The following is a 20,538-nucleotide window of genomic DNA, read 5'->3' on the forward strand; positions in this document are numbered from 1 at the left end:
CTAATAAAATCCTGATACCATGTGCCGTGCGGAAGGAAAACTTCCGAACGGAACAAGTATCAGGTATTTTTGTTTATGACAGACTTTAAGTATGCCCCAATGTTCCAGTTGGGTAAGGACGACACGGAATACAGACTGCTTTCCAAGGAAGGAGTTTCCGTGGCAAATTTTGAAGGTAAAGAGATAGTGAAAGTTTCTCCACAGGCTCTGACTTTATTGGCACAACAGGCTTTTCACGACTGCGAATTTTTGCTTCGTCGCGCCCATAACGAGCAAGTAGCGAATATTTTGAAGGATGAGGACGCATCAGAAAATGATAAATATGTAGCCCTCCAATTTCTCCGCAATGCCGAGACAGCGGCAAAGGGAGTGCTCCCCTTCTGTCAAGACACCGGAACGGCCATCATACACGGCGAAAAAGGTCAGCAAGTGTGGACAGGATTCGAAGACGAAGAGGCACTATCGCGTGGAGTGTTCAACACATTCACGCAAGAGAGTTTGCGTTATTCACAGAACGCTCCATTGAATATGTATGATGAGGTGAACACGAAATGCAACCTTCCGGCACAAATCGACATCGAGGCAACCGAAGGGGCTGAATATAAATTCGTCATGGTGGCAAAAGGCGGTGGCTCTGCGAACAAAACTTACTTTTATCCAATGACAAAGGCAACCATACAGAACGAAGGAACGTTGATTCCTTTCTTGGTGGAAAAGATGAAAAGCCTCGGCACTGCGGCATGTCCGCCTTACCATATTTGTTTTGTTATCGGTGGAACTTCTGCGGAAAAGAACCTCCTCACCGTAAAACTTGGCAGCATCAAGTATTACGACAACCTTCCCATCACGGGCGATGAGACCGGACGAGCTTTCCGCGATCTCGACTTGGAAGAGAAATTGTTGAATGAAGCTCATAAAATCGGACTTGGAGCTCAGTTTGGAGGGAAGTATTTGGCACACGACATTCGTGTCATTCGCCTGCCGCGACACGGCGCGAGCTGTCCCATTGGTATGGGGGTTTCGTGTTCGGCTGACCGTAACATAAAAGGGAAAATAAACAAAGACGGGATTTGGCTTGAAAAGATGGACACAAATCCCGGAGAACTCATTCCGGAGGAATATCGCAAGCCGGGAGAAGGAGGAAAAGGCATTGAAATCGATTTAAACAAAGGCATCGACACCGTTCGTGCAGAACTGAGTAAATATCCGGTATCTACTCGCGTAAACCTCAAAGGAACCATCATTGTGGCTCGCGATATAGCTCATGCGAAGCTCAAAGCACGTTTAGACGCGGGCGAAGACTTACCAAGCTATTTCAAAGACTATCCCGTGCTCTACGCCGGTCCGGCAAAGACTCCCAATGGCTTGCCTTGTGGTTCCATGGGACCGACCACGGCCAACCGCATGGATCCATATGTGGAAGAATTTCAGGCTCATGGAGGTTCTCTGGTGATGATTGCGAAAGGCAATCGCACACAGGTCGTTACCGATGCTTGTAAGAAGCATGGCGGATTCTATCTCGGAACGATCGGTGGTGTGGCAGCAGTCTTGTCGAAAAGCAGTATCAAAAGCATAGAATGTGTTGAATATCCGGAACTCGGTATGGAAGCTGTATGGAAAATAGACGTGGAAGATTTTCCGGCATTTATTCTTGTTGACGACAAGGGCAACGACTTTTTCAAACAGCTGAAGCCTTGGACGGGATGTCCGAAACGATAATCATCGTTTATAGCCCTACGCAAAGGTGTCAATCTGATAGGTTGGCATCTTTGCGGAAATGGGATAAAGGATAAGGATTTCTATTTACCGGCTCGCTATTCTCAACTTTCTTATCGCGAACAGGGAAGCAGTCAGTTGATGGCACGCATCAGTTTTCTTGAAAAACGCATATACCTGCGAGCTTTCCATTCCCAATTATGAGAAGCGAAAAAGGCTTACCGAACTGCAGTGTTCATCTATAGATTTAGAAAAGCTTAGCTATTGCAATGCAAAAGCTAAGCTTTCGGGCTTTAAAAGCTAAGCTTTTGCATTGCAATAGCTAAGCTTTTAAAATCGCACTCGTATTCATCTGATTTACAATAGGTTGCAGGCGGCAAAAAATCATCTGCTTTGGGCGTGATTTTTCCTTTGAACAACTTGCAAAAAAGCTTGTGTGGCAGCTTGGTCAAAGGTCGAATTTATAACCTACGGTAAGCGTTATCATTCTGTTTTTTCCATTTAAGAAATTCATGACTTTGGTAAGTCCAAATACGTAACGTGCGTCTAACACCACATTCTGATATTCATAGCTCAGGCCGAGTGGTACGGATAGAACAAATTCCTTGAAAGCCTCTTTGGAAAGATCTCCTGAAAGAACTTCATTCTCAGTAAAAGTTCTTTTACCTTCCTTGTCCACCGTGTAAGTTTGAAATTCAAACTTAGTATTGCCGTTGAGCATAAATGAAGGCTGTAAGCCTATATTCACTGCCAATCCGTTTACTACAAAGAAGTGAGCGGTGAGCGGGAGGTCAAGATAATTCAGTCTGTAATTGGCATCATGGAAGATTGTGCCCTTCCCCTTGTCATCTACTCCTAAATCTTTGTCATCGTAAGCCCATCCGGCTTGTGTGTAATTTAGTCCTGCCGATATTGCCAAGCAGTCGGAACTTTGGTATCTTACTTCCACACCGCCTACAAATCCAGAACGAAAAGTAGAGTTGGAAGAACTTTCTCCGTTCATCGTTTGAATATAATTATTTGTTGAATTGGAAATGCTTACTCCCACATGAGGAATAAGCGACCATGTACAAGGGTCAGATTGTGCCATGGACGTGATGGCTAAGGCAGAGCCAAAAAGAAATAAAAAAAGACGTTTCATAAGTTATTATGTTTTCTTATGAAACGTCATCATCGTATGTTTATTGCTATTTTCGGTTGTTTTTTTCTGAGGCAAATGCCTTAATCCTCTTTATTATTGCGTTTCCGCTCCAGATGGTCGAGAATAATCTTGCGCATGCGTATATTCTTAGGTGTAACTTCTATATACTCATCTGCCTTAATGTATTCTATGCACTCCTCAAGGCTCATTTCTGTTTTCGGAATTACGCGAGCTTTATCGTCAGATCCGGAGGCGCGGACATTGGTAAGCTGTTTTGCCTTGGTAACATTGATAACCAAATCCTTTTCGTGAACATGCTCACCAACTACCTGACCTCCATATACCTCTTCACCGGGATCAATGAAAAACTTTCCGCGGTCTTGCAATTTGTCAATGGAGTAAGCATATGCAGTTCCCGTTTCCATGGCTATCATCGAGCCATTGGTGCGGCGGGTAAGGTCTCCCTTGTATGGTTGGTAGTCCTTGAAGCGGTGTGCCATGATGGCTTCTCCCTGACTGGCTGTCAGAACATTAGTACGCAAACCCATGATGCCTCGCGATGGTATCTCAAAAGTTATGTTCACGCGATCGCCTTCAGTGTCCATGCCGAGCAATTCACCTTTGCGGCGCGTTACCATATCTATCATCTTGCTGGAAAAATCGTTCGGAACATTGATGGTCAGTTCCTCAATCGGTTCGCAACGTTGGCCATCTATTTCCTTGTAGATAACCTGAGGCTGTCCCACCTGTAATTCATATCCCTCGCGCCGCATGGTCTCTACCAATACGGAGAGATGAAGCACTCCACGCCCGCTTACAATCCATTTGTCAGTAGAGCCTTCCATTTCGCTGACACGCAACGCCAAGTTCTTCTCCAGCTCCTTTGCGAGTCGCTCACCAATGTGGCGCGATGTGCAGTATTTACCTTCTTTTCCGAAGAACGGAGAGTCGTTAATGGTAAAGAGCATACTCATGGTTGGCTCGTCCACGGCGATGGGAGGCAAAGGTTCGGGATTTTCAAAATCAGCAATGGTATCTCCGATTTCGAAATGCTCCAATCCAATGACAGCACAGATATCTCCTGAACTCACAGCGTCAGTCTTTTTATGGGTCATCCCCTCAAAGGTGTGCAACTCTTTAATCTTGGTACGCTCCTTAGAACCATCGCGGTGGCAGATGGTAATGTTCTGACCATCTTGCAAAGTGCCGCGATGTACTCGTCCAACGGCTATTCTACCGGTATAGCTGGAATAATCCAATGAGGTGATGAGCAACTGCGGTGTGCCCTCCAACTGCTTGGGAGCGGGAATATTCGTTAAGATGATGTCGAGCAATACATCGATATTGTCAGTAGGAGAATCCCATTTCGTATTCATCCAGCCGTTCTTCGCGGATCCATAAACTACAGGGAAGTTAAGTTGCTCTTCAGTGGCATTCAGGTCGCACATCAAGTCGAACACCATTTCGTAAACCTCTTCAGGACGACAATTGGGCTTATCCACTTTGTTCACTACGACAATGGGCTTCAGTCCAATCTGCAAAGCCTTCTGAAGCACGAAGCGTGTCTGAGGCATCGGACCTTCAAAGGCATCGACCAAAAGAAGGCAACCATCTGCCATGTTGAGCACTCGCTCCACTTCACCACCGAAATCGGAGTGCCCCGGAGTATCCAAAATATTAATTTTAGTACCTTTCCAATTGATACTTACGTTCTTACTTAAAATTGTTATCCCTCTCTCTCGCTCCAAGTCATTGGAGTCTAACACTTCGCCACTGTTGTTCTGACCATCTCGGAAAAGCTTTCCGGCGAGCATCATTTTGTCAACCAATGTTGTTTTCCCATGATCGACGTGCGCAATTACTGCGATGTTTCGAATATCTTGCATTTATTTACCTTAGAATCTTGTCTAATTTCGAGTGCAAAATTACAAATAATAATCCGAATAGCATTGTTGATTAAAAAAAATGTTGTAACTTTGCACCGCAGTTTCGGAGAATCCGATGCATTTGAAGTCGTGCTACCGTTGTGATTAAGGCGGCTTTGCGACTGAAAGATGTAATTGCAAAATCATTAATCAAAAAAGAAAATGTATTTAAACAAAGAGAAGAAAGAAGAAATCTTTACACAGCATGGTAGAGAAAAGAAAGCTACTGACACCGGTTCGGCAGAAAGCCAGATAGCTCTGTTCACTTATCGCATCAAGCACTTGACGGAACACGTGAAGAAAAACCATAAAGACCACGTAACAACTCGTTCTCTGACACGTCTTGTAGGAAAACGTCGCGGTCTTTTGGATTATTTGTACGCAAGGGATATTGAGCGTTATCGTGCTATTATTAAGGAATTAGGTCTTCGCAAGTAAGATTTCAATAAGCAATAAAAAAGGGCTGGCGTCTAAAACGACCAGTCCTTTTTCATTATTCTCATGTTTTGTTTCTTTCGTTCCTTTATTCATTTTGCTTCATTTCAATATCTCTCGTAAGGGAATCATCACGAACTCTCTTTCCTCCATTAACGGATGAGGAATCTTTAGATCAGGTTCGTCTATCTGTAGGTTATCATATAGAAGTATATCAATGTCAATAATGCGATCGGTATATTTGCCATTGGTGGTTTTATGCACTCGTCCCATGTCTTTTTCGATATCCTGTGTTATCTTCATAACTTGGCGAGGGGAGAGTGTTGTTTGAGCACAAACGCAGGCATTAAGGAACTTATTGGGACTATCGAACCCCCAAGGTTCTGTTTCCATAAAGGAAGATTGGCACAATACCTTTCCGATGCGTCGGTCAATGTTGGAAATCGCTTCTTCCAATATGGAGCAACGATTTCCCAAATTGGATCCCAAACCTAAATAAACTATGTGCATTTTGAATCGTATGATTGAATGAACGTGATGAAAGAGATTTCCTTAATCGTTCAAAATCAAGAGTGAATCGCCGAAGCAACCAAACTTATAACCTGCTTTTACCGCCTTGTCGTAGGCTTCCATGATGAGGTCATATCCACCGAAAGCAGCTGTTTCCATTAATAAAGTGGAGTAAGGATGATAGAAGTTTACCAACATTGAGTCTGCAAATCCGAAATCATAGGGAGGGAAAATAAATTTATTGGTCCATCCATCATATTCTTTCAGTAGTCCATCCGTTCCCACCGCAGTTTCAGTAGCTTTCACTACACTGGCTCCTACAGCGCAAATATGATGTCCGGCTGTCTTTGCCTCGTTTACAATCTTACAGGCTTCAGCCGTAATGTGCATCTCTTCGGAATCCATTTTATGTTTCGTAAGGTCTTCAACCTCTATGTCATGAAAGTTACCCAGTCCACAATGAAGAGTTATGAATGCCGGTTTGATGTCTTTAATCTCCATCATTTTCATCATGTGTTCCGAGAAATGAAGGTTTGTCCCCGGTGCTGTTACGGCTCCTTCATGTTTTGCGAACACCGTTTGAAAATATTCCATATCCTCTGCACTGGCATGTGCGAAGTCTTCTCCTTCTTTCTTGGGGCGATTGTCGATGATATAACGTGGCAATGGGGCTTCTCCTAAAGCGTATAATTCACGCTTAAACTCATCATGTGGGCAGTCGTAGAGAAAACGAAGTGTGCGACCGCGTGATGTTGTGTTGTCGATTACCTCGGCAACCATCGTGCCAGACTCATCAAAGAATAATTTGTTGCCAATGCGTATCTTACGTGCCGGCTCTACCAGTACATCCCACAGTCGCATTTCCTGATTTAACTCACGCAGCAAGAACACTTCTATCTTTGCATCGGTTTTTTCTTTTGTTCCGTAAAGACGAGCCGGAAATATTTTTGTGTCGTTCAGTACGAAAGCATCTCCTTTGTGAAAGTAATCCAACACATCCTTGAAACGAATAAAATCCTCTTCGGCAGGTTTGCCTTTCACTTCGTTTTTGAACATATCAATGATTCCGGATTTACGGTGAACCACCATTAATCTGGCTTCGTCTCTACGTGTAATCTTAAACACTTGGCTTGTTCCGTCCGAACGTTTCAGTATTCGTTTTGAAACGTTTGGGTACAAAGCCACTTGCTCATCTGGTAAATCGAATTTAAACTGTGAAAGTTTCATCTGTCAATCTCTTTTTTCTATATTCTGTTTGTTTAACCACTCTTCAAAATGGTTGTAATCCAAGCAATTTTCTACTTTTATGTCGCCAACTCTTGTGCGTCGAAGTTGCGTAAGATAAGCACCGCTATTCAATGCTCGTCCCAAATCGCGTGCCAATGCTCTTATGTAAGTTCCTTTTCCGCATACGATGCGCATCTCAAGTAACATTTTCTCGGCATTAAAGTTCAATACCTCTATCTCATCAATCCTAACCTTTTTGGATTGCAGCACTACCTCCTTGCCTTTTCTCCGATAGTTGAAGGCTCGTTCACCGTTTACTTTTACTGCGCTGTAGGTGGGTGGAACTTGTTCTATATCTCCAATAAACAGTTGTAACTTCTCTTGTATCAGTTTGGAAGTGATGTGCATGGTGGGATAAGTCGCATTCACTTCGTGCTCATTGTCGTAGCTTGCGGTTGTCGCTCCAAGTTGCAGTGTCGCGACATATTCCTTGATGTGGGTTTGGAGCTCCTCTATTTGCTTTGTCATCTTACCTGTAACCAGCACGAGCACACCTGTTGCCAATGGGTCTAAAGTTCCGGCATGTCCCATCTTTACTTTTCCGCCTTCAGTCTGCGAGCACAGAAAGCGTATTCTGGCAAGTGCCTTAAAGCTGGTAATGCCATAAGGCTTGTCAATGGGTATGAGCACTCCTTCTTTGAAATTCATAATCGCGTTTTTGGAATCAAGAATCAATCCACCATATTTAACGACATGCCGGCAAGAATCATGATGAGAATGATTGAACCCACAATAATTCTATACCATCCAAATGCCTTGAAACCATATTTGGTGATAAAATTCACGAACCACTTCATTGCCAGCAATGCCACAATAAACGAAACTACGCTCCCCACTCCTAACAAAAAGAGGTTTTCGCTTGTTGCCCAATGGCTGTCTCCTCTCAAAACTTCCCATAGATCCAAGATTGTGGCTCCTGCCATTGTGGGTACGGCAAGAAAAAAAGAAAACTCTGCTGCTTTTTTTCGTGTCAGTCCGTTTGCCATACCTCCGACAATTGTTGCCATAGACCTGCTTACGCCCGGTATAACGGATATACATTGAAAGAAACCAATGCTGAGTGCACGTTTCGCATTCACCTCATTCTCATTGTTTCCTTTGTTAAAAATCTTGTCGCAGAAGAGCATGAAGACGCCTCCGACAATCAGCATGATGGCAACCACCCACACAGAATCGAGCAACCAACCCAGCAAACCGCTTTTCTTGGCTGCCAAACCTATGACTACAGCCGGTAACACTCCGATAACAAGCATCTTATAGAGTTTCCATGTCTCACTGTCGAAAGTAAAGAACTTTCGCCAATACAAGCAAACCACCGAGAGGATGGCTCCAAACTGTATGATGAACGTAAAGGCGTGAACAAACTCGTTGCCTTGTTCAACTCCCAACAAGTTCTGAGTTATAATCATGTGTCCGGTAGATGATACCGGAAGAAACTCCGTTAGTCCTTCAACGATGGCAATAATAATAGTCTGAATGAAGTCCATTGTTATTGATTATTTCCTGTTCATCAATGTTTTTTACTCTTTTTCAGTGTTTTTCTCTTTTTCCCGGGGTAGATACAGGATAGATCCGATGATGGAAATGAACCCGATGAAAGTTACTACCGGCGCAACTTTTATACGCATCGGACTAAAAATTTCCGGATTGTAGGTGGTTTCAGTTGAACCGCTGCCACTCATGAGTATAAAACCGAGGATTACAATTGCCACGCTAATGGTCAATAAGATAAAATTAATCTTTCCAAACGCTAAGTTTTTGTTATTCATAATCTGTAGAATGTCTTTATCTTTATAAAGATTATACCTTTAATTTCAAGTGATGTGTATCTCGAAAGGACTTGTTATATCTTATACAAGTCGCCCGCTTTCATCTTTAGAAATTTGTTCACGGAGAGCCATGAGCAAAAGAAAGTGATGAGGATGCCAAATGTAAGCATTACAAGCGCGGTAATCAGCAGAACTTCTTGGTTAAGAACAACCGTGATTTCCGGGTCGTAGGAATAGAGAAAGTACATGCCTATGCCCAAAACAACAATGGCAAGAACGGCTGAAATAAGTCCTTCGAGAATTGCCCTTCGGAGGAAAGGCATCCGAATGAAGTTCCAAGAAGCCCCCACCAACTTCATGGTGTGAATGGAGAATCTACGTGCATAGACACTCAGCCGTATGGTATTATTAATCAATGAGAAAGAGACTACCGTCAGCAGGGCTGCTATCACCAGCAACACCAATCCGATTTTGCTCAAGGTGCGGTTCACGCTTTCCACCAAATCTTGCCGATAAGCGATGTCGCTCACGCCCTTATAAGTCTTTAGTTCTTTGGCAATCCATTGTATGGAATCGTTATTGGCATAATTTGCTTTCAATCTCAATTCTATTTCAGCCGTGAACGGATTCTCTCCCGCAAATTCCGCAGGATTGGCACCCAGCTCTTTCGTGCCTTCTTTCAGTGCCTCTTCTTTGCTGATGAAGTTTAAGTTGCTAATATATCTCAAGTTGTTGACCCTTGTGCAGAGAGTGGCGCACTCTTCATTGCTCATGTCCGGTTGGAGAATCATGGTAATGGTTAAATTCTCCTTGACATAGGAACTTAAATTCCGGCTGGTAAATACCGTCAGTACCACCATGCCAATAAGAATAAGCACCATCGCGGTACTTATGCAAAGGGTAACAACCTGCAAACTCCGTTGTTTGCGGGATTTATTTCGTCTTTTTGTCATTTTTAAATATAGCTATAGCTCTTCAATGTTGTTGCAAAGATAGTGTAAAAAGAAAGAAACACAAAGTATTTTAGGGATTATTTGCAATAGGTAAATCTTTCTTACCTCATTCGGGGCTTTACGGTTGCTTTTTTTAGCTTCAACGACTTCGCCGGAAAGGTTAGGTGTCTCTTTCGAAAAATTGAATAAAAGACGGGGAATAAAAAAGGAAAATAAAGTGATTTGCAACCACCCAAATGACAATAAGTTGAATACCTGTTTTTAAAAGCTAAGCTTTTGCTTCCTAAAAGCTAAGCTTTTGGGATGTAAAAGGTAAGCTAATGCAACGCAAAAGCTCACCTTTTGAAACAGGTTTCTTTATGCCTTGATAATCAATACTTTACAAGTATGCCAATTTCTCATTGACGTGTGAGATTTTTTTTCGGTTTTTCGGTTTATTTCGGCTTATCCCAATGTTGTGAAAAATGATATTTTAGAGTGGTGTGTATGACAAAAGGGCAGTGTTTGATGTCATTTTGGCATGGTTTTTCGTCGGGCACATCGTTTGATGAATAATGAGCGGAGATTAAGAGTAAAACAATCTACCACGTAAGTGAAATTTTTAGGAAAAGAACAATGAAAGGAGATATATTCTATGACATTCGACAAATTTACAATTAAGGCACAGCAGGCTGTTCAAGGTGCGGTTCACATCGCCCAACGCAACGGCCAACAAACCATCGACCCTTTGCACCTGTTGGCAAGTTTGATGGAAGAAGGCAAAGACGTGGTGGCATACGTCTTTCAGAAACTCGGGATGAATGTCCCGGCGGTGGACGCCGCGGTAAAGAGTGAAATCAACCGTTTGCCGAAAGTTTCGGGAGGTGAACCTTATTTCTCTGTGGAGACTAACAAGGTGGTTCAGCAATCGTTCGACATTTCTCATCAATTTGGTGATGAATTTGTTGGTATCGAGTCGCTACTTTTAGCGGTATTGAAAGTAGATTCTACGGCAAGTCGCATCATGAAAGATGCCGGTTGCACGGAAAAGGATTTGAAAGCCGCCATTAATGATTTGCGACAAGGAAGAAAAGTGCAAACGCAGAGTGGCGATGAAAACTATCAGGCTCTGAAAAAGTACGCACGCAACCTCGTGGAAGATGCGCGCGGAGGAAAGCTCGATCCGGTAATCGGGCGCGATGAGGAAATCAGGCGCGTTTTGCAAATTCTCTCCCGCCGTACCAAGAACAACCCTATATTAATTGGTGAGCCGGGTACGGGAAAGACTGCCATAGCCGAAGGTCTGGCTGGGCGTATCGTTCGTGGCGACGTGCCTGAAAATCTGAAGAACAAACAGCTCTATTCGCTTGATATGGGTGCCTTGCTTGCCGGTGCGAAATATAAAGGTGAATTTGAGGAACGCTTGAAAAGTGTGATAAAGGAAGTTACCAATGCTGAAGGGAATATCATTCTCTTCATTGATGAAATTCATACATTGGTGGGCGCAGGCGGAGGTGAAGGAGCCATGGATGCGGCAAACATCCTGAAACCGGCTTTGGCGCGTGGCGAACTAAGAGCCATTGGTGCTACCACGCTCAACGAATATCAAAAATACTTCGAGAAAGACAAGGCGTTGGAGCGTCGTTTCCAAACAGTAATGGTGGATGAACCTGACGAACTGGATGCCATTTCCATTCTTCGCGGTCTGAAAGAACGCTACGAAAACCATCATAAGGTACGCATACAGGACGATGCATGCATCGCGGCGGTGAAATTGTCGGAGCGTTACATATCCGATCGTTTCCTTCCCGATAAGGCAATCGACCTGATGGATGAGGCTGCGGCGAAGTTACGAATGGAACGCGATTCCGTTCCTGAGGAATTGGATGAGATAAGCCGTCGGCTGAAGCAGTTGGAGATAGAGCGTGAAGCCATTAAGCGCGAGAATGATACGGAGAAAATTGCCCGACTCGACAAAGAAATCGCCGAATTGAAAGAACAGGAACACGGTTTTCGAGCAAAATGGGAGAGCGAAAAATCACTCGTTAATCAGATTCAGCAAGATAAACAAGAAATAGAGAATTTGAAATACGAGGCAGAACGTGCAGAACGTGAGGGCAATTATGAGCGTGTCGCAGAAATTCGCTATTCGAAATTAAAAGAACTCAACGACGATATCGAAAGCATTAAGTTGCAATTGCAAACCACTCAGGCAGGCAAGGCCATGGTGCGAGAGGAAGTTACGGCAGATGACATTGCCGAAGTGGTGAGCCGATGGACCGGGATTCCCGTGACAAAGATGTTGCGGAGCGACCGGGAAAAACTGCTCCGGTTGGAAGATGAATTACACAAACGTGTAATCGGACAAGATGAGGCGATTACGGCGGTGGCTGATGCTGTGCGTAGATCTCGTGCCGGATTGCAAGATCCGAAGAAACCTTTGGCTTCTTTCATCTTTTTGGGTACCACCGGCACAGGTAAGACTGAACTGGCTAAAGCATTGGCTGATTATCTCTTCAACGACGAGACGATGATGACACGTATTGATATGAGTGAATATCAAGAGAAGTTTAGCGTTTCCAGACTCATCGGTGCGCCTCCGGGGTATGTGGGTTACGATGAAGGCGGACAACTCACGGAGGCTGTGCGACGCAAACCTTATTCCGTGGTGTTGTTCGATGAGATTGAAAAAGCACATCCCGACGTTTTCAACATTCTGTTGCAAGTGTTGGACGATGGGCATCTGACCGATAACAAGGGCAGAATGGTTAATTTTAAGAATACTATTATCATCATGACTTCCAATCTTGGCTCGCAATACATCCGGCAGGAGTTTGAGAAACTTGAAGAAGATAACCGTCAGGAAATCATTGACTCGACAAAGACTTCCGTTATGGAGATGTTAAAAAAGACCATCCGACCGGAATTCCTGAACCGAATAGATGAAACCATTATGTTCCTGCCACTTACAAAGGCTGAAATTGCCGGCGTGGTACGGCTGCAATTGGAACGAGCGAAAGCCATGCTCTTACCGCAAGGCTTCGTGTTGGAATGGACTGATGCCGCGGTTGATTATCTCGCGATGGTAGGGTATGACCCGGAATTTGGAGCGCGACCCGTGAAACGTGCCATACAACGCTATGTCCTCAACGACCTGAGCAAATCGCTCTTGTCGGAAACGGTGAACAGGGATAAACCCATTGTCATCGACTCTTTTGGCGAGGGACTCGTGTTCAAAAACAATTAACAGGTCGTAAAACTGTTATAAGGGAGAAGGATACACTCACAACGAGTGTGTCCTTTTCCGTTTTCATAACGGAATGATGAGACAGTTGAAAGAAAGAGTTTATCGCCCATGACAAAAAGCCGTCTAATAATTTTGAATACTCTGTGAATTGGTGTACCTTTGTAGGCAAATAACTTAATTTCAAGAACAATGAGATGCCCGAATTGCAATACCGAAGTAGACGAAAAAGAACTGCGCTGCCCTCATTGCGGAGCAGAATTGCATCAATTTGATGACGATGAGCCTACCATTGGCAGGGGAATGGTGATATTTATCATCATCGGAACCATCTTTCTTGTTACATTTGGAGCCTTGTATTATCAAAATCACAAAAACGATCCGGAATATACTCAGACGGCAATAGAGCCGGATTCCAACCTCGCTGAAAAAAATGTGGTTAAGTTTGATACGGCATTCCGAAACCCGATTAAGAAAGATTCCATGGCAGAAGAGGAGGCAAAGGAAGCCGAAAAGGTGTTGAACAGTATTCGCGGAAAAGCCGGAAAACGCAAACGGGAAACACCCGAGACCGGTGTCTCGTCTTCTGAAGCCGAACCTTTAATCGTGCCTTCTCATCCTAACGCCGGAAGTAATGGCGGTAAGCCGGAAGTAACGCCCGGTTCAACGACACCTACAGTTCCCAAACCGCATATTGAAAACATTGAAACTGAATGATGAAAGTCATTAGAACAAAATGTTTTCCCACGAAGAAGTATGATGCAATCAATATTCTTGGGATACTCTTTGTTCATCCGGGGGTAATTCTCACGGAGACTATTTTGAATCATGAAAGCATCCATACTCGCCAAATGTTGGAAATGCTGATATTGCCTTTCTATGTGTGGTACATCGTGGAATGGCTCATTCGCCTTCCGTTACCCGGAAGAGCATATCAAAATCTATCGTTTGAGCGTGAAGCTTACAACCACATGAGCGATCTCGATTACCTGCAAACCAGAAAACCTTATGCATGGATAAAATATCTTTAGTCGGATAAATTTCGTTCCAAAGCAGTAATGTCTGTTACGATACACTTCTTTCCATCAATCCTGAATTTTACGTCTTTCCCACCAAAGGGCATTCCGTATATTCGCTCAGCGTCGTGTTGATATTTTGGACGCGGGTCTTGTGCTAAAGCTTTTTTCAGTATTTCCAATTCGTTGACAGTAATATGTGCTTTCAACTCCTCCGGAAAAACAACTTCAAGAGTTTTCCATCCTTTCCTATCCGTAAAACCTCCCTTTGCTTCCGGGTGACTATCCACATAAGGGAGGTAGGGTTTGATGTCATAGATGGGAGTTCCATCCATAAGGTCGGCACCTCGCACTACTATTTCACAGGTTTTCACTTCCACGATCTTTACGGACGACAAGCCTAAGCCGTTGGGACGAAATGGAGACCGGCTGGCAAAGACCCCGATACGTTTGTTTCCGCCCAATCGCGGAGGGCGAACGGTAAGGTTGAGGCTTCCTTTCTTATTTTTCGAGCTGTTTGCGGAAAAGCCCCAAATCAGCCATAAGTAATCAAACTCTTCCAATCCGTGTAAGGCTTCTTCGCGTCTGTACTTTGTTTCAAAGACAATGCTTCCTTGAAGATCGTTTATCAGTCCGCTTTGTCGGGGAATTCCGAATTTTGATGTAAAGGGTGAGCGAAAATGCGCTATTGGTTCTATTTCTTTCATGCGACAAACTTACGGAAAAAGTTGGATATTCAAATTCATTGGCAAAGAAAATCGAGGTTTTATGCCATTGATTTGCTATTTTTTATTTATCTTTGCGTCAATTATTCTTTTTTGAGAGACAATCTAACCTGAAAAATTATAATAACACATATTATGGAACTGAAAGAAAAACAAAACATTGAACTCCCCGAAAACGCTTTTAGGGAACTGAAAGAAGGCGAGGAGTATGAACCGGTCATGAACCCAAGGAAAGTCTATCCGGAAGTGAGTGCATGGTCGGTAACATGGGGTGTCCTTATGGCTGTTCTGTTTTCGGCAGCGGCTGCTTACTTAGGTTTGAAGGTGGGGCAGGTTTTTGAGGCGGCAATTCCCATTGCCATTATCGCCATCGGCTTGTCTTCCGGTACAAAACGCAAAAACGCGTTGGGTGAGAATGTCATTATCCAGAGCATTGGAGCTTGTTCGGGCGCGGTGGTAGCAGGTGGTATCTTCGTCATGCCTGCTATTTATATGCTTGATTTGCAAGCCGATTTCTTCCAAATATTTATCGCTGCAGCCTTAGGAGGTGTCTTAGGCATCTTGTTCTTGATACCTTTCCGCAAGTACTTCGTGAAAGACCAACATGGGAAATATCCTTTCCCTGAAGCTACGGCTACCACGCAAGTACTCGTAAGTGGCGAGAAAGGAGGAAGTCAGGCTAAACCTTTGTTGCTTGCCGGTCTGGTGGGAGGTCTCTACGATTTTGTTGTTGCCACGTTCGGCTGGTGGAATGAAACAGTTACAACACGCATGATTGGTTTAGGGGAAACCATTGCCGACAAGGCTAAACTTGTGTTCAAGGTCAATACCGGTGCTGCCGTTCTTGGATTGGGCTATATCATCGGTCTGAAATACGCTTCCATCATCTGTCTTGGCTCTTTAACCGTTTGGTGGGTAATAGTCCCCGGCATGGCATTGCTCTTTCCCGATACGGTGCTCAATCAGTGGGATCCCGGTGTTACCGCAACGGTGGGTAGCATGAGTCCGGAAGAAATCTACCAGACTTATGCTCGTTCCATCGGTATTGGTGGCATTGCCATGTCGGGTATCATCGGAATTATCAAGTCATGGAGCATTATAAAGGATGCAGTAGGATTGGCGGCTCGCGAGATGAAAGGAAAAGGAGCCGCTCAGGAAGAGGCTATTCGTACACAACGTGATATTTCTTTCAAGATTATCGCCATAGGAAGTATCAGTACGCTGATTATCACATTCATTTTCTTCTATTTTGGAGTGATGGAGTTCAACTTGTTGCATGCCGTTGTGGGAATTGTTCTTGTGGCGGTTATTGCGTTTTTGTTCACCACGGTGGCAGCCAATGCCATTGCCATCGTGGGGTCAAATCCTGTTTCAGGAATGACGTTGATGACTTTGATTCTTGCCTCTGTCGTTATGGTGGCTGTAGGGTTGAAAGGCAACTCCGGCATGTTGGCAGCTTTGCTTATGGGTGGCGTGGTTTGTACGGCACTTTCCATGGCAGGTTCTTTCATTACCGACCTTAAAATTGGTTATTGGTTGGGAACAACACCTAAGAAACAGGAAACATGGAAATTCCTTGGAACCATTATTTCAGCAGCAACGGTTGCCGGCGTAATGATAGTTCTCGATAAGACCTATGGATTTAATTCCGGAAAATTGGCAGCTCCGCAAGCCAACGCTATGGCTGCAGTGATAAAACCTTTGATGAGTGGTCAAGGCGCACCATGGATATTATATGGAATCGGTGCCCTTCTTGCATTGACATTAGATCGTTGCAAGGTGCCCGCATTGGCATTCGCTCTGGGTATGTTCATTCCTATCCAACTGAACATTCCTTTGTTCATTGGTGGAGCTGTCCACTGGTTTGTTACGACACGTTCCAAAGATGAGCAACTCAATAAAATGCGAAGTGAGAAAGGTACGCTTATTGCTTCCGGATTCATTGCCGGTGGGGCGTTGATGGGTGTAGTTTCTGCACTGTTGAAGTTCTTTGGAATAGATTTCGATTATACGGATTGGTGGCAAAATCATCTTTCCGAATTGCTGTCTCTTGTGGCTTACATTGCCTTGATAATGTATTTCATTGTCGCTACAAAGACAAAGAAAAGTGTAGCGGAATAATTCATCGAAATTGCTTAATCATCTTATATGTCAAATGGCGAGCTCTGCTAATGCGGAACTCGCCGTTCTTTTAGGGATATTCGATAGTGAAATTCCACAATCGGTCGCCTATATGTTTCAATCTTCTCGAAAACAATCTTTTGACACAGCTCTTCCGGATTGAGCCGAGTTTAACAAGCTAAAAATATAAAAACAATATAAAAATAACAATTAAAATGGTTTTTAGTAAAGAAATGTTATTTATTCCATAAAAAAGTATTATCTTTGCAAACAAAGTCTTTTCTTACTAAAGACAAATATTTTAAATAATAGGAATTTATGAAAAAGTTTTTTATCGCACTCTCGATGCTCGCAATGGGCATCACAGGTATTCAAGCTCAAGTAGCTCTTGAAAAACAGAAAGCATTTGACAACATTTACCTCGGTATTGAGGGTGGTGTAATGGGACCACTTAACTTCAAGCATTTCGCACCACTCAATCCGTCAGCAGGACTCAAGCTGGGCAAGAACTTCAGCCCGGTATGGGGTGCCAACATCGAGGGAGTCGCATGGTTCGGCGATAACCGTTGGGATACCGGCTCAATAGGCTTTGCTGATAGCCACACATTCGTGAAAGCCATCAATCTCGGTCTGAACGGTACACTCAATCTCACTAACCTCTTTTCTGAATACAAGGCCGACCGCACATTCGAACTCGGCGTTGAAGCCGGTATCGGCTATTACATCTGCTTCGGCGACGACAACCTCATCCGCACCAACAACGAAGGTGATGACACAGAGCTGACAGCCAAGACAGGTCTTACTTTCGCTTGGAATCTCGGCAGCGACAAGGCATGGCAGGTTTATGCAGAGCCGGCAGTCATTTGGAATCTGACCCACGGACCCGGCGATGCCATTCAGTTTGGTAAACAGGCAGCACAACTCGGTCTGTTCTTCGGTGTGAACTACAAGTTCATGACCTCCAACGGTACCCACAACTTCAAGGCTTGGAATGTTGGCGAACTGAACGACGAAATCAACTCTCTTCGTGAGCAGCTGAACGCTAAGCCAAAAGAAGTCGTAAGAGAAGTCGTAAAAGAAGTTGTCAAGGAAGTTCCCACAACTACCACACAGACAGTCAAGGTTGAAAACTTGGTATTTGTTACATTCGCACAGGCTAAATACACATTAACAAATGATGCCAAGAATGCTCTCGACAAGATTAAGAAAGGCAGCCGCGTACAGGTTGTCGGTACTGCATCCCCGGAGGGTAATCCACAGTACAACCAGACATTGTCTGAGAACCGTGCCAAGGCTGTTGCTGACTACCTCACAAATCGTGGTGTCATTGTTGACGAAGCTACCGGCAAGGGTGTACAGGGCGTAACATCCAACCGTTTGGCAGTTGTTTACGTAAAGTAAATCTTTCCTGACCAGCCCGCACTAAGGGGGCAGAAGAGAACAAAACAAGTGGGGATGAGCCAATCCGGTTCATCTCCACTTTTTCTTTTCCCGGTAGCGACTGACCCTCTCCGGTTATTAGAGTCCGAAAGAAAAGTCATATCGGCATCATCGAATTGTAAATCTCGGTAAAATGCCCAATCAATGACTAACAGCCCAGTGGCAGATACACAGTGCGCACAGCGGCACACCACCACAGTGAGACGCATTTTTCTCACCATCACCTGTCGTTTTTTTTAGCAAAAAATGCAATAGAGTCCTAAATGTTTTTTCAAAAACTCACGAAACATCGCATAAATCATAAGACTTGACGTGTTTTCTCTCTAATCCCATATGACATATATCTCCAATTCGTATTCAGGTGGTGGTAAACAGACGCTTGATAGCGCACATTCGACCCGACCGGCAACATGAAATTATATTACAAAAAACCATATTGGGGACACACTTTGTAATCTATTGATAATCAGGATGATATTAATTGCGATTTAAAAGCTTACCTTTTGCACTCCAATTCATGACCTTTTGTAGTGCAAAAGGTAAGCTTTTACGGAACAAAAGGTAAGCTTTGGATAAACGAATGAAGAATATTTAGGACATTATTGCAAAAAAATGCCTATCTTTGCAACACCTGCTCCCATGTGCCCTTTGGGAGTATCGCAAAAGAAAGGACGAACAGAAAATCCGTCCGTCCCCGACCGGAAGACGAAGTGTCGCCGTCAGCACCCAACCAGTTGACCGGCGGACACCGGAAAAACTTTCGACTTAACAACGTCGCATCAGGAAACGGCACACATCAACGATACGACACAGAAAAAAACAACCAAGATATGAAACTGGCAGAAGCATTGTCGATCCGCAAGGATTTGACCAAGAAAATTGAAATCATCAAGTCGCGTCTGATAAGCAACGTACGGCTGCAGGAAGGTGACGAGCCATCGGAGCAGCCCGCCGAGCTTTTCAAGGAACTCGACAGTTGTTTAGTGCAGCTCGAATCGCTCATCGCCCGCATCAACAAGACCAACATGCACACCAAAGCCGACGGACGCACACTCACCGAGATGATGGCGGAAAAGGAAGTTCTGACCAAGCGCATCTCCATAATTGCAGCCGTGTCAGACAAGGCCAACGAGACGCAAGACCGCTACTCACGCTCCGAAATCAAGATGGTGACCACCATCGACGTCAAGGCACTCAACAAACAGATGGATAAGCTGTCGGAACGCCTCCGTAAACTCGACATCAGTATACAGGGGCTCAACTTCCTCACTGACCTTGAGGACTAATCCCACCGCTGTTTGGAAACCAATTTGGTGTAGCCACTTGCAGAGGGCGAATTGAAAAACAACAATAAGTAGCCGAGGGAGCACGGCAAATCCATTGCGGACTCACGGATGATGCTCAGCACGCTATCACGTCTCACACTTCATTGTGCACATTTCACTACCATCAATTGACTCTACAACTGGCGAGGGTCGGGCTGAGGGAAATTGGTTTCCTACACTCAAACTCGTGGCATCCGCCACCCAACGCTGCAGTCTCCTCGTTCCCGATTGCATCGGGAGAAGTATATATATTAGTGTCATCCGACATTTGGAGTGATGAAGTATGGGTGAAACTTAAAAGTCCACGAATACGGTTTTCTAGAAAAGCTTCTCATTAACAATGGGTTTAAGCTTAATGAAATGCATATAGAAGTTATAGGCGTTATTTCATCACAAGTTATCACTTTTTGATTATAAATCTCCGTATATAAAGGGTTTATGAATAGGGCTAATTGTATAACTTGATGATTTTAAAAGTTAAAGAACCATCACTCGAAATCTCGAAAGACCCATAATTCCGGACACTATCAGATATCTTCACGTTCCTCTTTCCATCATATTTGCCGGCTAATCGCGTAACTACTCTGTAATAATATATTGTTTTCGTCAGGCTATATTTGAAGAATACAAACAGAAACTTGTGCGGGCTGTGCGAGAGTCTTTAATCTGTGAGAAACGCAATGTGCCAAAATGCGTGTAATCATTTCTTTTTATTGCAGACACTGCATGGAAGACAAACAATCACAACTTAATGCCATTGATACCATCCTGCCATTGTAGGAATGTAACATAGTCTTGACCCATTGCTGAGTAGTTATCGGAAACTGCTAATTCCAAATAGAAGTGCAAAATCTCTGTGGGTGCAATAACTATGAAAAACACCGCGGAGGTTTGCCTTGCGGCTGGGGGCGCGAAGCCCCCAAAGAGCATTGACGGATAACTTAAGCAATAC

The 20,538-nt window shown here is 44.1% G+C and carries 18 protein-coding genes; 8 read left to right on the forward strand and 10 right to left on the reverse strand.

What is annotated here, in order from left to right; genetic code table 11:
* The first annotated feature begins 75 nt into the window (after positions 1-75).
* Entirely contained in the window at positions 76-1,719 is a 1,644-nt protein-coding gene (locus E0E16_RS01590; protein ID WP_130828537.1) for a fumarate hydratase, read from the forward strand.
* A 445-nt stretch (positions 1,720-2,164) separates the two neighbouring features.
* On the opposite strand, the gene E0E16_RS01595 is transcribed toward E0E16_RS01590, so the two are convergent.
* Complete coding sequence (locus E0E16_RS01595) at positions 2,165-2,857, reverse strand: porin family protein (RefSeq protein WP_130828538.1); 693 nt, start codon at positions 2,855-2,857, stop codon at positions 2,165-2,167.
* A gap of 80 nt (positions 2,858-2,937) precedes the next feature.
* On the reverse strand, positions 2,938-4,743 hold the full coding sequence (gene typA / locus E0E16_RS01600) for a translational GTPase TypA (RefSeq protein WP_130828539.1): 1,806 nt from the start codon (positions 4,741-4,743) through the stop codon (positions 2,938-2,940).
* Between the two features lie 201 nt (positions 4,744-4,944).
* Here typA and rpsO point away from each other — a divergent pair, with 201 nt between their 5' ends.
* Entirely contained in the window at positions 4,945-5,220 is a 276-nt protein-coding gene (gene rpsO / locus E0E16_RS01605) for a 30S ribosomal protein S15 (protein WP_130828540.1), read from the forward strand.
* 99 nt (positions 5,221-5,319) lie between these two features.
* Here the strand turns inward: rpsO and folK are convergent, their stop codons facing one another.
* From folK to E0E16_RS01635, 6 genes are all read right to left on the reverse strand, one after another.
* A complete protein-coding gene (gene folK / locus E0E16_RS01610; RefSeq protein WP_130828541.1) occupies positions 5,320-5,727 on the reverse strand; it encodes a 2-amino-4-hydroxy-6-hydroxymethyldihydropteridine diphosphokinase in 408 nt (135 codons plus the stop codon).
* 42 nt (positions 5,728-5,769) lie between these two features.
* Positions 5,770-6,954: an S-adenosylmethionine:tRNA ribosyltransferase-isomerase gene (locus E0E16_RS01615; RefSeq protein WP_130828542.1), complete on the reverse strand. Its 1,185-nt coding sequence runs from the start codon at positions 6,952-6,954 to the stop codon at positions 5,770-5,772.
* A gap of 3 nt (positions 6,955-6,957) precedes the next feature.
* Entirely contained in the window at positions 6,958-7,662 is a 705-nt protein-coding gene (gene truB / locus E0E16_RS01620; protein ID WP_130828543.1) for a tRNA pseudouridine(55) synthase TruB, read from the reverse strand.
* 23 nt (positions 7,663-7,685) lie between these two features.
* On the reverse strand, positions 7,686-8,501 hold the full coding sequence (locus tag E0E16_RS01625; RefSeq protein WP_130828544.1) for an undecaprenyl-diphosphate phosphatase: 816 nt from the start codon (positions 8,499-8,501) through the stop codon (positions 7,686-7,688).
* A gap of 33 nt (positions 8,502-8,534) precedes the next feature.
* Entirely contained in the window at positions 8,535-8,783 is a 249-nt protein-coding gene (locus E0E16_RS01630) for a DUF3098 domain-containing protein (RefSeq protein ID WP_130828545.1), read from the reverse strand.
* A 74-nt stretch (positions 8,784-8,857) separates the two neighbouring features.
* On the reverse strand, positions 8,858-9,736 hold the full coding sequence (locus E0E16_RS01635) for a cell division protein FtsX (protein ID WP_130828546.1): 879 nt from the start codon (positions 9,734-9,736) through the stop codon (positions 8,858-8,860).
* Positions 9,737-10,370: 634 nt separating this feature from the next.
* On the opposite strand from E0E16_RS01635, the gene clpB reads away from it, so the two are divergent.
* From clpB to E0E16_RS01650, 3 genes are all read left to right on the forward strand, one after another.
* Complete coding sequence (gene clpB, locus E0E16_RS01640) at positions 10,371-12,962, forward strand: ATP-dependent chaperone ClpB (RefSeq protein WP_130828547.1); 2,592 nt, start codon at positions 10,371-10,373, stop codon at positions 12,960-12,962.
* Between the two features lie 189 nt (positions 12,963-13,151).
* A complete protein-coding gene (locus E0E16_RS01645) occupies positions 13,152-13,676 on the forward strand; it encodes a zinc-ribbon domain-containing protein (protein ID WP_130828548.1) in 525 nt (174 codons plus the stop codon).
* Positions 13,676-13,990, forward strand: a complete 315-nt coding sequence (locus E0E16_RS01650; RefSeq protein ID WP_130829703.1) for a hypothetical protein — start codon at positions 13,676-13,678, stop codon at positions 13,988-13,990. Before E0E16_RS01645 ends, E0E16_RS01650 begins: the two co-directional genes overlap by 1 nt.
* On the opposite strand, the gene tsaA is transcribed toward E0E16_RS01650, so the two are convergent.
* On the reverse strand, positions 13,987-14,682 hold the full coding sequence (tsaA, locus tag E0E16_RS01655; protein WP_130828549.1) for a tRNA (N6-threonylcarbamoyladenosine(37)-N6)-methyltransferase TrmO: 696 nt from the start codon (positions 14,680-14,682) through the stop codon (positions 13,987-13,989). The genes E0E16_RS01650 and tsaA overlap by 4 nt on opposite strands.
* A 153-nt stretch (positions 14,683-14,835) precedes the next feature.
* On the opposite strand from tsaA, the gene E0E16_RS01660 reads away from it, so the two are divergent.
* The 3 genes from E0E16_RS01660 to E0E16_RS01675 all read left to right on the forward strand — a co-directional run bounded on the left by E0E16_RS01660 (position 14,836) and on the right by E0E16_RS01675 (position 19,547).
* On the forward strand, positions 14,836-16,821 hold the full coding sequence (locus tag E0E16_RS01660; RefSeq protein ID WP_130828550.1) for an OPT family oligopeptide transporter: 1,986 nt from the start codon (positions 14,836-14,838) through the stop codon (positions 16,819-16,821).
* 318 nt (positions 16,822-17,139) lie between these two features.
* Positions 17,140-18,222 carry an OmpA family protein gene (locus tag E0E16_RS01665; protein ID WP_130828551.1) on the forward strand — a complete coding sequence of 361 codons (1,083 nt, stop codon included), beginning with the start codon at positions 17,140-17,142 and terminating at the stop codon, positions 18,220-18,222.
* Positions 18,223-18,971: 749 nt separating this feature from the next.
* Positions 18,972-19,547 (forward strand): DIP1984 family protein, encoded by a 576-nt coding sequence (locus E0E16_RS01675; protein ID WP_309253834.1) that lies wholly within the window; start codon positions 18,972-18,974, stop codon positions 19,545-19,547.
* Between the two features lie 780 nt (positions 19,548-20,327).
* On the opposite strand, the gene E0E16_RS13855 is transcribed toward E0E16_RS01675, so the two are convergent.
* Positions 20,328-20,538 (reverse strand): hypothetical protein (locus E0E16_RS13855; protein ID WP_223177180.1); only part of this gene is annotated, 211 nt, incomplete at its 5' end.

Source organism: Prevotella rectalis, assembly GCF_900607215.1.
Taxonomy (GTDB): domain Bacteria; phylum Bacteroidota; class Bacteroidia; order Bacteroidales; family Bacteroidaceae; genus Prevotella; species Prevotella brunnea.

Coding starts and splice junctions, on each gene's coding strand:
- E0E16_RS01590 (WP_130828537.1), top strand. CDS start 76: ATGACAGACTTTAAGTATGCCCCAATGTTCCAGTTGGGTAAGGACGAC.
- E0E16_RS01595 (WP_130828538.1), bottom strand. CDS start 2,857: ATGAAACGTCTTTTTTTATTTCTTTTTGGCTCTGCCTTAGCCATCACG.
- typA (WP_130828539.1), bottom strand. CDS start 4,743: ATGCAAGATATTCGAAACATCGCAGTAATTGCGCACGTCGATCATGGG.
- rpsO (WP_130828540.1), top strand. CDS start 4,945: ATGTATTTAAACAAAGAGAAGAAAGAAGAAATCTTTACACAGCATGGT.
- folK (WP_130828541.1), bottom strand. CDS start 5,727: ATGCACATAGTTTATTTAGGTTTGGGATCCAATTTGGGAAATCGTTGC.
- E0E16_RS01615 (WP_130828542.1), bottom strand. CDS start 6,954: ATGAAACTTTCACAGTTTAAATTCGATTTACCAGATGAGCAAGTGGCT.
- truB (WP_130828543.1), bottom strand. CDS start 7,662: ATGAATTTCAAAGAAGGAGTGCTCATACCCATTGACAAGCCTTATGGC.
- E0E16_RS01625 (WP_130828544.1), bottom strand. CDS start 8,501: ATGGACTTCATTCAGACTATTATTATTGCCATCGTTGAAGGACTAACG.
- E0E16_RS01630 (WP_130828545.1), bottom strand. CDS start 8,783: ATGAATAACAAAAACTTAGCGTTTGGAAAGATTAATTTTATCTTATTG.
- E0E16_RS01635 (WP_130828546.1), bottom strand. CDS start 9,736: ATGACAAAAAGACGAAATAAATCCCGCAAACAACGGAGTTTGCAGGTT.
- clpB (WP_130828547.1), top strand. CDS start 10,371: ATGACATTCGACAAATTTACAATTAAGGCACAGCAGGCTGTTCAAGGT.
- E0E16_RS01645 (WP_130828548.1), top strand. CDS start 13,152: ATGAGATGCCCGAATTGCAATACCGAAGTAGACGAAAAAGAACTGCGC.
- E0E16_RS01650 (WP_130829703.1), top strand. CDS start 13,676: ATGAAAGTCATTAGAACAAAATGTTTTCCCACGAAGAAGTATGATGCA.
- tsaA (WP_130828549.1), bottom strand. CDS start 14,682: ATGAAAGAAATAGAACCAATAGCGCATTTTCGCTCACCCTTTACATCA.
- E0E16_RS01660 (WP_130828550.1), top strand. CDS start 14,836: ATGGAACTGAAAGAAAAACAAAACATTGAACTCCCCGAAAACGCTTTT.
- E0E16_RS01665 (WP_130828551.1), top strand. CDS start 17,140: ATGAAAAAGTTTTTTATCGCACTCTCGATGCTCGCAATGGGCATCACA.